At 69.3% G+C, this 15,311-nt stretch carries 13 protein-coding genes and 2 pseudogenes; 8 read left to right on the forward strand and 7 right to left on the reverse strand.

The features are described 5' to 3' along the window. Positions 1-239: 239 nt before the first annotated feature. Positions 240-2,291, forward strand: a complete 2,052-nt coding sequence (locus tag AOK23_RS02590) for a family 43 glycosylhydrolase (protein ID WP_055711116.1) — start codon at positions 240-242, stop codon at positions 2,289-2,291. A 238-nt stretch (positions 2,292-2,529) separates the two neighbouring features. Continuing rightward, complete coding sequence (locus AOK23_RS02595; protein ID WP_055711117.1) at positions 2,530-3,171, forward strand: superoxide dismutase; 642 nt, start codon at positions 2,530-2,532, stop codon at positions 3,169-3,171. A gap of 135 nt (positions 3,172-3,306) precedes the next feature. Here AOK23_RS02595 and AOK23_RS02600 read toward each other — a convergent pair whose 3' ends face one another. Continuing rightward, a complete protein-coding gene (locus AOK23_RS02600; RefSeq protein ID WP_055711118.1) occupies positions 3,307-4,956 on the reverse strand; it encodes a purine-cytosine permease family protein in 1,650 nt (549 codons plus the stop codon). Positions 4,957-5,318: 362 nt separating this feature from the next. Between AOK23_RS02600 and AOK23_RS02605 the strand changes: the two genes are divergently transcribed. Then, positions 5,319-6,794 carry an FG-GAP and VCBS repeat-containing protein gene (locus tag AOK23_RS02605; RefSeq protein ID WP_055711119.1) on the forward strand — a complete coding sequence of 492 codons (1,476 nt, stop codon included), beginning with the start codon at positions 5,319-5,321 and terminating at the stop codon, positions 6,792-6,794. Between the two features lie 59 nt (positions 6,795-6,853). Continuing rightward, entirely contained in the window at positions 6,854-7,810 is a 957-nt protein-coding gene (locus AOK23_RS02610) for an aminoglycoside phosphotransferase family protein (protein WP_240496221.1), read from the forward strand. A gap of 335 nt (positions 7,811-8,145) precedes the next feature. On the opposite strand, the gene AOK23_RS02615 is transcribed toward AOK23_RS02610, so the two are convergent. Beyond that, positions 8,146-8,718, reverse strand: a complete 573-nt coding sequence (locus AOK23_RS02615; protein ID WP_157877918.1) for a hypothetical protein — start codon at positions 8,716-8,718, stop codon at positions 8,146-8,148. Positions 8,719-9,005: 287 nt separating this feature from the next. Here AOK23_RS02615 and AOK23_RS02620 point away from each other — a divergent pair, with 287 nt between their 5' ends. The 3 genes from AOK23_RS02620 (at position 9,006) to AOK23_RS48340 (ending at position 11,661) form a co-directional block, all read left to right on the forward strand. Beyond that, positions 9,006-9,842: a serine hydrolase domain-containing protein gene (locus AOK23_RS02620; RefSeq protein ID WP_055711121.1), complete on the forward strand. Its 837-nt coding sequence runs from the start codon at positions 9,006-9,008 to the stop codon at positions 9,840-9,842. A gap of 53 nt (positions 9,843-9,895) precedes the next feature. After that, the gene (locus AOK23_RS02625) at positions 9,896-10,825 is read left to right on the forward strand and encodes an acyl-CoA thioester hydrolase/BAAT C-terminal domain-containing protein (protein ID WP_240496222.1); all 930 of its coding nucleotides are present in this window, start codon (positions 9,896-9,898) and stop codon (positions 10,823-10,825) included. A 146-nt stretch (positions 10,826-10,971) separates the two neighbouring features. Beyond that, the gene (locus AOK23_RS48340) at positions 10,972-11,661 is read left to right on the forward strand and encodes a hypothetical protein (RefSeq protein WP_055711122.1); all 690 of its coding nucleotides are present in this window, start codon (positions 10,972-10,974) and stop codon (positions 11,659-11,661) included. On the opposite strand, the pseudogene AOK23_RS49295 reads toward AOK23_RS48340, so the two are convergent. After that, positions 11,662-11,838: pseudogene (locus AOK23_RS49295) on the reverse strand (DUF6325 family protein); the annotation flags it as partial. 7 nt (positions 11,839-11,845) lie between these two features. On the opposite strand from AOK23_RS49295, the gene AOK23_RS02635 reads away from it, so the two are divergent. Then, positions 11,846-12,172 (forward strand): hypothetical protein, encoded by a 327-nt coding sequence (locus tag AOK23_RS02635; RefSeq protein ID WP_055711123.1) that lies wholly within the window; start codon positions 11,846-11,848, stop codon positions 12,170-12,172. A 29-nt stretch (positions 12,173-12,201) separates the two neighbouring features. Here the strand turns inward: AOK23_RS02635 and AOK23_RS02640 are convergent, their stop codons facing one another. The 4 genes and pseudogenes from AOK23_RS02640 to AOK23_RS02655 form a co-directional block, all read right to left on the reverse strand. Beyond that, positions 12,202-13,521: a cation:proton antiporter gene (locus AOK23_RS02640; RefSeq protein WP_055711124.1), complete on the reverse strand. Its 1,320-nt coding sequence runs from the start codon at positions 13,519-13,521 to the stop codon at positions 12,202-12,204. Positions 13,522-14,119: 598 nt separating this feature from the next. After that, positions 14,120-14,326 (reverse strand): annotated as a pseudogene (locus AOK23_RS02645) (DUF2252 family protein); the annotation flags it as partial. A 68-nt stretch (positions 14,327-14,394) separates the two neighbouring features. After that, complete coding sequence (locus tag AOK23_RS02650; RefSeq protein ID WP_206336101.1) at positions 14,395-14,757, reverse strand: hypothetical protein; 363 nt, start codon at positions 14,755-14,757, stop codon at positions 14,395-14,397. After that, a complete protein-coding gene (locus AOK23_RS02655; RefSeq protein WP_107102710.1) occupies positions 14,744-15,280 on the reverse strand; it encodes a GbsR/MarR family transcriptional regulator in 537 nt (178 codons plus the stop codon). The genes AOK23_RS02650 and AOK23_RS02655 overlap by 14 nt, the downstream gene beginning before the upstream one ends. Positions 15,281-15,311 lie beyond the last annotated feature (31 nt).

A 15,311-nucleotide genomic window follows, 5' to 3' on the forward strand; every position in this document is an offset into this window, starting at 1 on the left:
GACCAACCGTCGTTCCGTCCTCGGTCGTCACGTGTCCCAAAGGATCCGTTGCCCAGGCGTCCGGCGGTGTGCCTTCGTCATGCCGCCACCCCGCACAGCACGGGTGAGGGGCGTCAGCCCGCCGGGACGCGGCACGCCCGACCCGAGGGCCGTGTCCCTTCCACGTTCTCCCTCCCGCGTTCTCCCCGCGGTGTCCACCCATCTCCCGCACGTGATGACCTCCAGCCAAGGACTGCATCGTGGACCTCACCAGAAGACAACTCGGCCGGCTCGCCGCGGTCGGTACCGGCGCCCTCCTGCTTCCGGGCCTGCTCCCGTCGAGCGTGGCGTCGGCAGCCACTCCTCCGGCCGGCACCTGGGGTGACCAGGGTGACGGCACCTACGTCAACCCGATCGTCCCGGCCGACCTCAGCGACTGGGACTGCATCCGGGTCGGCTCCGACTACTACGGCATCACCAGCACGTTCGGGTACTCGCCCGGCATGGCCGTCCTGCACTCGAAGGACCTGGTCAACTGGCGTCCGATCGGCGGCTCGGTCGACGACGTCACCCGCATCGGACCGGAGCTGAACTGGGACCGGATGAACCGCTACGGCCGCGGTGTGTGGGCCGGGGCCATCCGCTTCCACGCGGGGCGGTACTGGGTGTACTTCAACACGCCCGACGAGGGCTTCTTCATGACGTCGGCCCCGTCGCCGACCGGGCCCTGGGAGCCGTTGCACTCGATGTGGCGGACCTCCGGCTGGAACGACGTGTGCCCGTTCTGGGACGACGACGGCCAGGGCTACCTGGTCACCACGCACTACTCGGACAACTACAAGATCCACCTGTACAAGCTGTCCGAGGACGGCAAGTCGCTGGTCGGCCCGGCCCCGGTGATCCACCAGTCGTCACGCAGCGAGGCCAGCAAGCTGTACAAGATCGACGGTGTCTACTACCACCTGTTCAGCGAGGTGAAGCCCGAGGGCCGGGTCCTCATGATGAACCGCGGCTCCAGCCTCTACGGCCCCTTCGAGACCCGGCAGTTGCTGCACGTCAACACCTCGGTCGACCGCGAGCCCAACCAGGGCGGGCTGGTGCAGACCCCGGGCGGCGACTGGTACTTCGTGACCCACCACGGCCACGGCGGCTGGGAGGGGCGCGTGCTGTCCCTGCTGCCGGTGACCTGGGTGGACGGCTGGCCGATCATCGGCACGGTGGGCTCGGACGGCATCGGCACCATGGCGTGGACGGGCCAGTTGCCCGCCGTCGGCACCCCCGGCCTTCCCGTCGACGCGCTGCCCGCCGTCGTGACCAGCGACTCGTTCACCGACACCCGCCTCAAGCCGCAGTGGGAGTGGTACTACCAACCCCGCGCGGGCTACTGGTCGTTGACCGAACGCCCCGGCTGTCTGCGGCTGAAGGCGTTCGCACCGCTGGCCGGGGACAACCTGATGAAGGTGGGCAACACCCTCACCCAACGAGTGCTGCGCACCGCGGGCGGCGCCACGGTGACCGTCCGCCTCGAACTGGCCGGTCTCGCCGACGGCCAGCACGCCGGGCTGTGCCACTACGCCGCCACCTACGCCGGACTGGGTGTGCGACGCTCCGGGACCACCACCACGATCGAGCACAACGCCGGCTCCACCCTGACCAGCGGCGCGGCCATCACACAGAACGCCGTGTGGCTGCGCACCACGTGGGACGTGAACGGGGTCAGCCGCTTCTCCTACAGCCTCGACGGGAGCACGTTCACCCAGGTCGGTGGCACCTACCAGCTCACCTGGGGCGGCTACCGCGGCGACCGGATCGGCCTCTACACCTACAACCCGGGCGGCACCGGTTACATCGACGTGGACTCGGTGCAGTACACCATCGCCCCCGCGCGGACGTACACATGCGTCAGCGTCCGCAGCGGCAAGGTGGCCGACGTCGCCGGTGGGTCCGGCGCGGACGGCGCCGCCGTGGTCCAGTGGACCGACAACGGCCAGACGAACCAGCAGTGGGCCTTCCAGTCCACGGCCGACGGCTACCACACCATCACCTGCGTCCGCAGCGGCAAGGTGCTCGACGTGGCCGGATCCTCCACGGCGGACGGCGCGCGGGTCGTACAGGCGACCCCCGACGGCAGGGCCAGCCAGCAGTGGCAGCTGCGCCCCCTGTCCGGCGGTGCGTTCCAGGTGGTCAACCGCAACAGCGGCAAGGTGCTCGACGTCAACTCCGGCAGCACGGCCGACGGCGCCGCGCTGATCCAGTACGCCGACAGGGGCAGCACCAACCAGCAGTGGACGTTCCGCCGGGTCACCGGCTAGAGGCGCATCGATCCCGCCCGCCGGCTGATACGAGCCGGTGCGGCCACGGCCCGGCCCGACGGCTCATTCGCCGTAGGGCCGGGCCGTCACGCATGGGGCGCGGTGTCCGGCGGCCCCGAGGGCACGGTCCCCGCGACGCGACCACGGTCCTAGGACCAACGCCTGATCGGCGGTCCACCTCTATTGCTGATAGCGTGCAGTTGCACATTAGTTGCAATAGTGTCGGAGGATGTTGAACATGGCGGTGTACACGCTCCCGGAGCTTCCCTACGACTACGCGGCGCTCGAACCGGTCATCAACCCGCAGATCATCGAGCTGCACCACGACAAGCACCACGCGGCGTACGTCAAGGGCGCGAACGACACGCTGGAGCAGCTGGCGGAGGCACGGGACAAGGAGCAGTGGGGTTCGATCAACGGCCTGGAGAAGAACCTGGCCTTCCACCTCTCCGGCCACATCCTGCACTCCATCTACTGGCACAACATGGCCGGTGACGGCGGCGGCGAGCCCCTGGAGAAGGACGGCGTGGGCGAGCTGGCGGACGCCATCGCCGAGTCCTTCGGCTCGTTCGCGGCCTTCAAGGCGCAGCTGACCAAGGCGTCGGCGACGACCCAGGGTTCCGGCTGGGGCGTGCTCGCGTACGAACCGCTCAGCGGTCGTCTCATCGTCGAGCAGGTCTACGACCACCAGGGCAACGTCGGCCAGGGTTCCACCCCCATCCTGGTCTTCGACGCCTGGGAGCACGCCTTCTACCTCCAGTACAAGAACCAGAAGGTCGACTTCATCGACGCGATGTGGGCCGTCGTCAACTGGCAGGACGTGGCGCGCCGTTACGCCGCCGCCAAGGAGCGCGGCGACAGCCTGCTGCTCGCCCCCTGAACGTGGTGACGCATGACGCCGCGACCGTGGCGGCGTCCGCACAGACGTCCTGCTCGTGATCGTCTTCTCAACCTTCACTCGCAGGCGGTAGGAGGAAGGGCTCCCGCGAGGACGTGACTCGCGGGAGCCCTTCTGTCACCCGGCCGCCGGCAGGACGTGGTCGCCGACGTTGTCGGTACTCAGGCACAGCGAGCAGACGACGGCGTCATGGGTCTGACACGCGGCCAGATCGGGCCGCTCGTACGGCTGGTGGCAGACGTGGCAGTCGTACGTCACGCCGCTCGGGTTGCCTTCCGCGTCGAGCATCGGCTCGTCGATACCGTCGTCGGTACGGCGCAGGTAGTACTTGCCCCGGGTGACGATCGCCATGATCGGAGTGAGGACGAAGGCGATGAGGGCGGCGGCGACCGGGGAGTACGGCTGGAGGGTGTCGCCGAGGGCGTGGAAGTACAGGGCGATGGACAGCCCGGACGCGGCGACGAACGCGACGACACCGACCGGGTTGACGGCGTGGAGCATGCCGCGGCGGAACTCGGGGGCGTGCGGGGAGAGTTTCAGCAGGTACTTGTTGACGCCGATGTCGGTGGCTACGGTGACGACCCAGGCGATGGCGCAGTTCGAGTAGAAGCCCAGGATGCTGTTGAGGAAGCTGAACATGTCGGCCTCCATCAGCGCGAGCGCGAAGGCCAGGTTGACCAGGACGAACACCATGCGGCCCGGATAGCGCCTGGTGACGCGGGTGAAGGAGTTCGTCCAGGCGAGGGAGCCGGAGTACGCGTTCGTCACGTTGATCTTGATCTGGCTGATCACGACCAGGGCCACGGCCAGCGGCAACACCGTCCAGGACGGCAGCATCGCGTCGAAGGCACCCTTGAACTGCTGGATCGGCTCGGTGGCGACGGCCGGCCCGACCTCGGCGAGGACGTACACGGCGAGGAAGACACCGATGGCCTGCTTCAGCGCGCCGAGCACCACCCAGCCGGGGCCCGCCATGACGACCGCCGTCCACCAGGCGCGCCTGTTCGCCTCGGTCTTCGGCGGCATGAACCGCAGATAGTCGATCTGCTCGCCGATCTGAGCGATCAGGGACAGGCACACGCCCGCGCCGAGCAGTACGGAGGCGGTGTTGACGGCCCCCTCGCCGTCGGTCCCGGCGTAGGCGAGGAACCGGTCGACCGTCCCGGGGTCGGTGGAGACGAGGTAGACCAACGGGGCGACCATCAGCAGCAGCCAGATCGGGGTCGTCCACACCTGGAGCTTGCTCAGCGCCTTCATGCCGTAGATGACCAGCGGGATCACCATGAGGGTGGACACCAGATAGCCCAGCCACAGGGGCATCCCGAGCCCCAGCTTCAGGCCCTGGGCCATGATCGAGCCCTCCAGGGCGAAGAAGATGAACGTGAAGCTCGCGAAGATGACGCTGGTGAGCACCGAGCCGTAGTACCCGAAGCCGGAGCCGCGGGTGATGAGATCCAGGTCGATGTTGTAGCGGGCGCCGTAGTACGCCAGCGGGAACCCGGTCACGAAGATGACCACGGCGGCGACGGCGATCGCCACGAGCGCGTTGCCGGTGCCGTGGGCGAAGGCGATCCCGGCACCGATGGAGAAGTCGGCCATGTACGCGATGCCGCCGAGCGCCGTGGTCGCCACCACCATGGGGGTCCAGCGGCGGTAACTGCGGGGCGCGAACCGGAGGGTGTAGTCCTCCAGGGTCTCCCTGGTCGCCTGACTCGTGGCCGCTCTCGCCGGGTCCGTGGTGGTCAGCCGTGACTCGGTGGTGCTCATGGGCACGCCTCCTTGCTCGTGTTCGGGTACCGGTGGGGGACGGTCGCGGCCGCGGCTGCCGGGGAGGGGAAGGCGCGGCCCGGATCTCGGGGATCAGCCGCGCTCGGCGTGGAGGACGGTCCGCGTGCGGAGACAGCCTCGCGTCCATGAAAGTGACGCTAGGCAGCGGTCGTAACCCCTGAGCGCGCCCCGGGTGAACCTCACGTTTCCGAAGGCTCTCGGACCCGTCCCTTCCTCACCGGCGCATCGTGTCCGCTTCACCCGGCCGTCATCGCACAACCATCCACCGTTTCCGGGTGTCTTGGAGGTGAGTCACACCCGTGCGAGGCGTCTCGATGTCGCTCGCGCTTTGAGGAGGAGCAGTGGGAATCCGCCGACCCGCCGTATCGACCGCCGTGGCCGCCGCCCTGATCGGGTCGTTCGGCGTGCCGCTCGTCGCGGGCACCGCGTCTGCGAAGGACGGCGTCGCGACCGTGCGCGAGGACTTCAACGGCGACGGCTACCAGGACGTCGCCGTCGCCGCCCCGGGCGCGAGCGTCGGCGGGCATGCCCGCGCCGGCTACATCGCGGTCAGCTACGGCTCCCCGCAGGGCCTCGACCCCAAGCGCACCACGGTCATCACCCAGGACACCGCCGACGTGCCCGGCGCCTCCGGCGACAACCACGTCTTCGGCTACGCGATGGTCTCCCGCGACCTGGACGGCGACGGCCTGACCGACCTGGCCGTGGTCGCCCGCGACTACCGGCCGGAGAACAACGTCAACGGGTCGGTGACCGTCCTGTGGGGCCGGAAGACCGGCCTGTCCGGCGAGGGCGCCGTCCGCGTCGGCGCACCGGCGAACGCCCAGGTCGGCGACGACCTCACCGCCGGCGACTTCGACGGCGACGGGCACACGGACCTGTTCATGGGCAACGGGGACGAGTACGACTTCCACGACGTCCTCTACGGCCCCTTCGGCCGCGACGGCGCCCCCGCCCGCGCACAGCAGGTGCAGGTGTACAGCACCGACAACTCCATCAACTCCACCGCCACGGGCGACTTCAACGGCGACGGCGTCGAGGACCTCGCGACGTTCTACGTCTACGAGAACCACGCCGAGGGCGGCAAGCTGTGGCTCGGCTCCAAGGCCGGCCTGTCCACGGTCCCGCAGCGGCTGAACTCCGCGGCGGGCACCGCCGTCGCCGACTTCGACCGCGACGGCTACGCCGACCTCGCCACCCGCGTCTTCATCAACGGCGACACCGAGGGCACCGAGGAGGACCCTGGCACCGTCAAGATCTACTACGGTTCCGCGTCCGGCCCCAGCCAGACCCGTACGCAGACGATCACCCAGAACACGGCGGGTGTGCCCGGCGTGAGCGAGAAGGGCGACCAGTTCGGCGGACGGCTGCACGCGGGCGACGCGAACGGCGACGGATACCCCGACCTGGCCGTCGGCGTCCCCGGCGAGGCGATCGGCTCCAAGTCCAGGGCCGGCGCCGTGGTGCTGCTCAAGGGCGCCAAGGGCGGGCTCACCGGCAAGGGCGCGCAGGCCTTCCACCAGGACACGACGGGAGTTCCGGGTGCCGCGGAGTCCGGCGACGTGTTCGGCGCGGCGCTGCGACTGCTCGACATGACCGGTGACGGCAAGGCGGACCTGGTCGCGGGCGCGCCGGGCGAGAACCTGGGCAGCGTCGTGAACGGCGGCGCGGTGTGGCTGCTGCGCGGCACGGCCTCCGGCGTGACCGCCTCGAAGTCGGTCGCGGAGAACCCGACGGACATCGGGGCCCCGGCGCCGAGGGCGTTGTTCGGCGCGAACCTGAGCGGCGACAACGGTGCGGGAGTGGTGATCCCGTAGCCGAGGAGCGGACGTACGAGATGGGGGCACCGGGCGCACCCTCATTACTGTGACGTCGCATGACGGACACCGACACCGACACCGACACCGATACCGAGATCGAGATCGACACCCAGATCGGCGCCGATACCGAAATCGAGATCACCGCATATCTGGTCCGCGACCTGCTGAAGGAACAGCATCCGGACCTCGCGGGGCTGGCCGTACGTGAGGTGGTGGGCGGCTGGGGCAACCAGATGTGGCGCCTCGGAGACGAGTTGGCCGTGCGCATGCAGCGCATGGACCCGACTCCGGAGCTCCAGCTGAAGGAGCGCCGGTGGCTACCGGTGCTGGCCCCGCGCCTGCCGCTCCCGGTGCCGCGCCCGGTGCGGTTCGGCGAACCGTCCGAGCGCTTCCCCAAGCACTGGACCGTGATGACGTGGGTCCCCGGCGAGCCGCTGGACCATGGCTCGATCAGCCGCGGCGACCACGCGGCCGACACGCTGGCGGGCTTCCTCCGGGCGCTCCATGTGGAGGCGCCCGCCGAGGCGCCGGTCTCCACGGACTTCGGTGCCCATCCCAGGGCCTGCACGGACGGCTTCGAGCACTTCTTCGAGGCCGTCGTCCCCGACGACATCGCCGCCGACGTCCGGGCTGTCTGGGACGACGCCGTCGCGGCCCACGCGTGGGAGGGTCCGCCGGTGTGGGTGCACGGCGACCTCCATCCCGCGAACGTCGTCGTCTCGGACGGAACGCTCACGGGCGTCGTCGACTTCGGCGCCCTGTTCGCCGGCGATCCGGCATGGGACCTCGCCGCCGCATGGGTCCTGCTGCCCGCGGGCACGGCCTCACGCTTCTTCGACAGGTACGCGGATGCGGACGAGGCGGCGATCCGCCGCGCCCGCGGGCTGGCCGCCATGAAAAGCCTCTTCCTGATGCTGATGGGCCAGAACGGAGACCGAGGCCTCCCCGGCGGCAAGCCCCACTGGGGCCCCACAGGCCGAGCGGCACTGGACCGTGTCCTGAAGGGCGTTTGACGCACACCTCGTCGAGCGTGTTCCCGCCCTTGGGCGTGGACCGTGCGGCAGCCCACCGTCGTGGGTTCATGGAGCACCACACATGACGAGGCTGCCAAGGTCCAGGGCGTCATGCTGCCCGTGGCCTCCGATCGAGTCGGCGGCGCGGGGAGCCCTCAATCTCCTCCGCCAGAACCCCGTACTCGCGGGGCACGCTCGAGGGGAGACGCCCGGTGGGCTGTCCCCTCTGCGCATCGGCTCCCCTGCCGGTCGACGGTGGGGGAGCCGGGACGAGCACCGACGCACCGCGTGCATGGCGCGTACGACGGGGGCCTGGGGTCACCGGTGGTGTGCTGTTACTGCCACCAGGTGTTGCTGCTGACGGGGGAGACTGAGCCCACGATCCGGACCTTCGCCCAGGAGAAGGCGTACTTGTTGAAGGTGGTTTCGGTCGTGATCCAGCGGTAGCCGTACCACGCGTCCCAGATGTAGACCTGTGGGGCGGCACTCGTCTTCACCAATCGCGCGTTGGCGAGCTCGTAGGCGTCGGACCAGCCGCACTCCGCGAAGATGCTGTTGGGGACGATGGCAATTCCGTCCCAGGAGCCCCACAGGCTGAAGTAGACCGTCTCATTGGGGATGTAGTAGAGACGGCTGCCCGGACCGACCAGATAGACCGTGGGGTCGGAGGCCGTCTTGATCCGTTTCCCCGGCGCCGGACACGCGGCGGCCGTGGAGGCCTGCGATGCGGAAGCGTTCAGCGCCGCGGCCGCCGATTGACCCTCGTCGAGTGCCGGCAGGCCATCGGCGGCCTTCACGAGGACCGGGCCGGCGACTACAGGAGAAGCTGTCGCCGTGCCGGCGGCGCCCAGCAAGAGACACAGCCCCACGGCCAGGGCCATGCATATACGGCGGAATAAGTCGTTCATAGGTACAGCCTCCTCTTGTGTTGGTGCGACGGGTTGTCGAGCGACGTTCCACCTGTGCGAATTGAGCACGGAGAGCTGTGCAGATCCTGCGTACGAAGTCGGGGCAAGGAGTTGAGCAAGGCAGGGGGCAATAGTCAAGAGTTATGGGTGAGGAACTGCTGCTCCCTCGGACACAAGGTTGACGTCATGCCGCAGCGCCCTGACGACTTCTCTGCTCGCTGCCGAGAATGGCTGCGAGTCATGGCAGGGCACCATCCATATCTTTCCGCGAGCGGAGACAGGTGAGAGTGGGCCGAGTAGCGAGTTGCGTTCTGTCCAACGTCGCAGCAGAGCAGTGCAGTCAGGGCCATGACCCCGATGCCCTGGTCCAGGTCGGCTCCTTCACGAAGATCCTCACCGGTACGCTGCTCATGCGACTGACGGCCGAGGGAACGGTGGACCTGGACGATCCGGTGGAACGCTGGCTGGACGCCCCCGGCGGTACCGGCATCACACTGCGCCGCCTGGCCGACCACACCTCCGGCCTTCCTCGCCTGCCTCCCGGCGTGCCGTACACCAGGCGGGATCCCTACGCCGCGTTCAGCCACGAGGCCCTGCACCGAACCGTCGCCCGGCTCGACACCCTCACGGTCCGACCACCCGGTCAGGACCAGGAGTACTCGAACTTCGGCTACGCCGTACTCGGTGCGGCCCTCACGGCCGCCACCGCCACGCCGTTCGAGGAACTGATCCACCGGCACGTGCTGGAACCGCTCGAGGTCGAGGACGTGACCGCCGACCCGCCCGTCGAGCGACGTCTGATCGCCAGAGGCCTGCTCGGCCGGACGCGTCCGCCATGGACCATGAACGGCGCGATACTGCCGGCCGGCGGTCTCTGGGCATCGACGCGCGCCGTGGCGACGATCACCCAGGCCCTGCTGCTGAACCGGCGCCTGGGCGAACCGGCCCCGTCATGGCAGCCCCTCGGCCGACTGCTCTGGCACAACGGCGCGACGAGAGGCGCCTCCGTCTTCGCCGGGGCACTCCCGGACACCGGAGCCTGGGTGGTGGTCCATCGCCTTGGCGGCTCACCGGACGTCACCGACCGAACAGCACTGCGACTCCTGACCCGCAATGAAGCATGACGAGGAGCCCGCACCGCATTGTCCCGCTCGAACTGAGGGAGTCCGGGCCCGGCTTGGCGGCGATCAGCAGTGCTCTGCGGCGCATTAGGCTGCGCCGACAGGTTGAGGCGGACGGTGGGGGCCATGTGGATGTCACTGAGCGCGAGTTGACCGATCCCTGGGAGGGCGTGCTGGTCGCTCCCGTCCGCGGTGGTGACATCGGTGTCCTGGTCCTGGCGGGATCAAGCGGGCGTGTCGAACGAGAGAGAGCACGCATCCTTGCCCAGCAGGGCATGACGGCCATGTCGATCCGCTGGTTCGGCGGACCCGGGCAGTCCCGGGGGATCTGCGAGATCCCACTGGAAACCTTCACCGCCGCCGTCGACCTCCTCCGGTTGAACGGGGCACGACGCATCGGCATCGTGGGCACTTCCAAGGGGGCTGAGGCAGCTCTGCTCACGGCAGTGCACGATCCACGCGTGGACGTCGTCATCGCGATGTCGCCCACATCTCGGGTCTGGTGCAACGTCGGACCGGGCCGCGACGGAGCACGACACCCCTATCGATCCTCCTGGACATGGCGAGAGCAGGCGCTGCCCTTCGTCCCGCTGGACGATTCCTGGACTTCTGCAGGGACGGACGGTGGGCCGGTCGCCATCCGCGGGTGGTACGAACTGAGCGAGCGGACGTTTGCCGATCTGCTCGCTCCAGCGGAGATCCCCGTGGATGACGCGCGGGCCGATCTGCTGCTTGTCGCAGGCGGCGACGATGCGATGTGGCCGTCTCTGCCCTTCGCCGAACAACTGGCGCAACGCCGACGCTCAGTCGGGGCCACGGTGCGTCTGATCGCCCGCCACGACGCAGGCCACCGCCCGCGTTTTCCCGGCGAGAGCCAGGCGCCGGCATCCCCCCACTTCCAGTACGGAGGCACGCCGGAAGCTGACGCGCTCTTGGGGACAACTGCCTGGCCACACGTCCTCGACGCGCTCCGGAGCAGGGGCTGACCTTCTCTCCGGTCGGCGCCGCGGGTTTGGGCCGGAACATCCCGGGCCTCGGTACCGCATGGCGCGAAATCCTTGATCACCTTGGCGCCCAAGCGGGATACGGTGCCGCCTGCCATATGCCATCCACTGCTTGAAAGGGCAACTCCATGAGCACATTTGACGGTTCACCATCGGAGCCGACCGCGCAGCCTGAGGACCTTGAGCGGCTACTGGTCACCGCAGCGGATCTGGCCCACGCGAGCCTCGACGACTTCACTGAGCTGGCGTCGCCCTCGTCCGACGAGGACCCGCCGCCGATGACCGGTCCGACCCCGCAACTCACGGCCCTGCTGAACAGGGCGTTCAGCGACAAGGCCGCGAGAGAGGTCAGGACCTCGTTCATGAACGCCGACTCCTCGATCGTCGTCGACGAAGGGGTCTCGGAGCGGGCAGCAGGGGCTGCCGTGGCCTGGATGGCCGACATGCGGCAGGTGTACGCCCAGTGCGCCGCCTGGACGATGAACATCGGCGATCAGGAGATCACCGTCCAGGTGGTGGATCCGGCCGATGATCCGAGCGAGCCGCTCAAGGTGGAGCAGAGGTTCGGTGACGAGGCCTTGATGCGTACGATGCTCGCCGGTCCGGTCGGGCAGCAGGCCCAGATCACCACCCTTCTGGTGCGCGAGGGTGACCGGGCTCTGGAACTGACGTTCCGTAGCTTGGCGGGCGAGCCCGGTGGGCCCGAGGCGGCGCGGCTCGCCACCGCGATGTCGAAGTTCCTTGCGCTGGCTCCGGCAAAGTTCCTGAGTCGGCCGCTCGGCCAGGGCCCTGGCTGTGCTGTCCGGGGACGTTGGTGACAGGCGACACGCCTTGGCACAAGCGGTGATGCGCCCGCCGGCCACCAGTTGCGCGCCACCGCGCCGTAGTGCCCTGGCAAGCGGCGCTGCCCACAGGTTTTCGTAGACCAGAATGCCTGCGGAGTCACCGGGCTGGAGAACCGTGGCCGCCTCCTCCATGTCGTCCTGGCCGAGCAGAGCTCGGATGGTGCATCTGACTTCCTTGACCGACGAGCGGGTGCGGGCGGTGAGCGAGGCGCTGGGCCCGTACACGTGGCGACGGCTCACGCCCGAGATGGTCAGCCGTCGCGCGCTCTCCGCGATCGACCGTCCCGGAACGGCCGACCGGGAGCCGGCGGCTCGCCATGACGAACGGATCGGAGTACTCGTCGAGTTTCTGACCGGCTGCCGGTGGCGCTCACTGACAGTCGGCGCCGTGAGCCGCCAGATGGTGGCTGCCCTGGACTCATGGCGTCACGAAAGCCAGTGGCTCGAGATCGAGTTGCGCTGGCTGTCGGACGGAGACAGCTGAGGCGCGGCGTGGAGACCCGGGCCGCACCATCACTTCTCGGGTCGGTCCAGGGAGCCGAGCCTGCGCCGCCCTGGGGACTCGGGTACGGGTGCCTCCTCACGCAGGCCGCGGGTGACGGCCGTGGCCTGCTCGTACCAGCGGCCGTACCGCTCGGCGAGGGCCACGGCCGAGGCGCCGTGCAGGAGGACGCTGAGGCCGACGGTGACCGCGACCACTCTGCCCAGCAGTTCCACCCCTGGAACGTGCGCGGATTCCTCCACCACGAGCAGTCCCAGCACGACGGATGCGAGACCGCGCGGCCCGAACCACCCGATGTACGCCACCGTCGGTGCCAGCAGCCCGCTCCCGACGAGGGACAGGGCCACCGGCACCATCCTGACGACGGTGAGACTGAGCAGCGCGTACAGGACGATCCGCCAGCTCAGGTGCTCCAGCGCGGGGCCGAGGAGCACCGCCCCGAAGACCAGAAGACTGAGTGATGCCAGGAGTCCTCCGAGGTTCTCGGCGAACTCGGCCGTGCGGTCAGGGCTCTCCTCCTCGCGGCCGGTGCGGTGGTGGCGCAGGGCGAATCCGAAGGCGAACCCGGCGACCCAGGCGGCGATGAAGCCGCTGCCGTCCGTCACGACGCCGAGTCCGTACGCCGCCACCGCGACGGCCAGCACATGGACCTGCCGCCACTCCCGTGTGACCCATCCTCTGGCCCGGGACCACTGCAGCAGCCGGCCTCCCAGCCCACCGACCAGAAGGCCCAAGGCGGTGCTCAGGACGAGTGCGCGCCAGAAGACACCCCCCGCCCCCTCCTCCGCATAGAGCGTGCCGGGAATGGCGGCCAGGAACACGACGAAGAACGGCAGCACCATGCCGTCGTTCAGGCCGCTTTCCACATTCAGACCATGCCGTACGAGCGCCGGGACCCGGGGATGGGAGATGGCCGTCTTGCCCAGGGCGGCGTCAGTGGGTGCGAGGATCGCGCCGACCAGTGCGAGCTCCCACAGGGTCAGCCCCGGCAGCAATGGCCAGGCGAGCAGCCAGCCCGCCCCGATGCTCAGGGGCAGGCCGATGTCCAGCAGACGGCCCGGCAGAAAGCCCCCGGCCGCGAGGTCACGCCTGCGGACCGTCATGGCATCGGTGAACAGCACCAGGGTCAGCGCGGCTTCGAGAAGCGTGATGATCGGCGCGGTGTCATGCTCCAGGTCGATGATGTCCAGCCCGGCTGGCCCGATGAGGATCCCGGAACCGACGAACACGATCGCCGACGACAGCGGCGTCGAGGACAGCCGACGCGAGAACAGTGCGTACGCGGCAGTGACACCCGCCACCGCCACACCGGTCCATGCGGCACCGCTCATGCTCCGGTCCTCCGGATCCACCCGCCGGACATGCCTGGCGGATCGTCGACTTGTGTGCGGCAGCGGCAGCCCGGCTGGTCCCTGTGAACGCTCGCTCGCCTTCTTCTACAGGTCGGCGAAGGACCGCGCGCCGACCTCTGCCGGGACACGCCGGAGGGTGCCACCTCAGGGGTGCGACTGCGGAGCGTGGTCGCCGGGACCGGGGCTGTGTGGGCCGTTGTCCCGGGCGGCGCAGACCGTCAGCGGCTGCGGTGAGCATGGGGCATTCCAGGCGACGTACACGCTGTGCGTGGTCACCGGAACCCGCCAGTTGGACCCGCCAGTTGGATTCGGCACTGCCCGTGGCCCGCCGGCAGTTGGCTGACGCCCTGTCACGACGACAGCCCCTTCACCACTGAACCACCACTGAACCAGCCCGGACCCGGCCGACGGCCGACGGCGGGTCCCGGCTGAGTATCTCGAGCGGACCTTCTACCTGAGTGAGCACACCTTCTACTTGAGGCCCCGTCGCACGGCTTCGCACCCGGTCTCCAGACCAGTTCCTGATCGAAACAGACCATCAGCCGATGACACACCGCGCGTCAGGCAGTTCCGCGCGTCAGGCAGTTTCGGCAGGGACCCGTCCCGCCCGGATGGCCTCGACCAGGGCCTGGTGGTCCTTCTCGTTCTGGTCGGCGTACAGCTCGGCGAACGTCACCAGCGCACGGTCGAAGGCGTCGCCGCCGCCCAGGTGGCCGGCGATCGCGATCCGGTCACCGGAGCGGGCGTGGGCGCGGGCCAGGGTGGCACCGCACAGCCGGCCGAACAGCGCTCTTGGTGTCGTGCTCGGTGGCCGTCCTCGGAGAGGCCGCCGGCGGGGGCCGTCACCGGAGGTCACTCGGCGGTCAGTTCCGCGAGTTGCTCGGCCGCCGTGGCGTTGCCCCGGTCGGCGAGGCGCCGCAGCTCGTCCATGTCGTCCTGTTCGGTGGCGAGTTCGATCAGCTGGTCGGTGGCTGTGGCGTTTCCGCCGTCCGAGAGGCGCCGAAGTTCTCCGAGGTCGCCTTGCTCCGCGGCGAGCTGGATGAGCTCATCGGCCGCGTCGGAGCTGCCCGCGTCCGCGAGGTGGCGCAACTCGTTCAGATCGCCGAGTTCGACGGCGAGCTCGATCAGTTCGTCGACCGCGCTGTGGTCGCCCTGCTCTGCCCGCTCCCGTAGGGCGGAGAGGGCCGACAGGGTGGTCGGGTCATGCCTGGTCATCAGGGACAACCTCTCTGTGTGGGGCTGTTCGCGGGGGGTCGGTCAGTTGTCCCGAGGCGCGCAGTCCGTCGCGGTGTGCCTGCCACTCGTCGACCAGTCGGGGCAGGCGCTCGGCGAGGAACTCGGCCAGCGCGACCATCTCCGCCAGCGGGGCGCGGCGCTCCGGAGGGGCATCGGCGAGGAGTGCCAGGCCCTCCCGGAACAGTGCGGCGTGTTCTTGGTGGAGGGCGCCGTCGAAGTTCTGCGGCTGTCGGCTGTCCGGGTTCAGGCTCACCCGGTCCATGCGCTCACCTGCGGTGCGGGTGCGCCGGGCCATCCCGAAGTTCTCCAGCAGTTTGACCGCGCCCGTGATGGCGCTGCGGCTCGCCAGCAGTGCTTCGCCCAGTTCGTCGATCGATTGTCGCGGCGGGTCGCAGACGAACAGGTAGCCCAGCAGGCGTCCGGCCATGGGTGGGAAGCCGTACTGGCGGGCGTAGAAGCGGCCGACGTGGTCGGCGAAGAGTAGGTGGGCGTCGTTCGGCACGCTGCTGAAGATATCACCCTCGACTGAGATG

Origin of the sequence: Streptomyces torulosus (assembly GCF_001419765.1) — a bacterium.
GTDB lineage: Bacteria > Actinomycetota > Actinomycetes > Streptomycetales > Streptomycetaceae > Streptomyces > Streptomyces torulosus.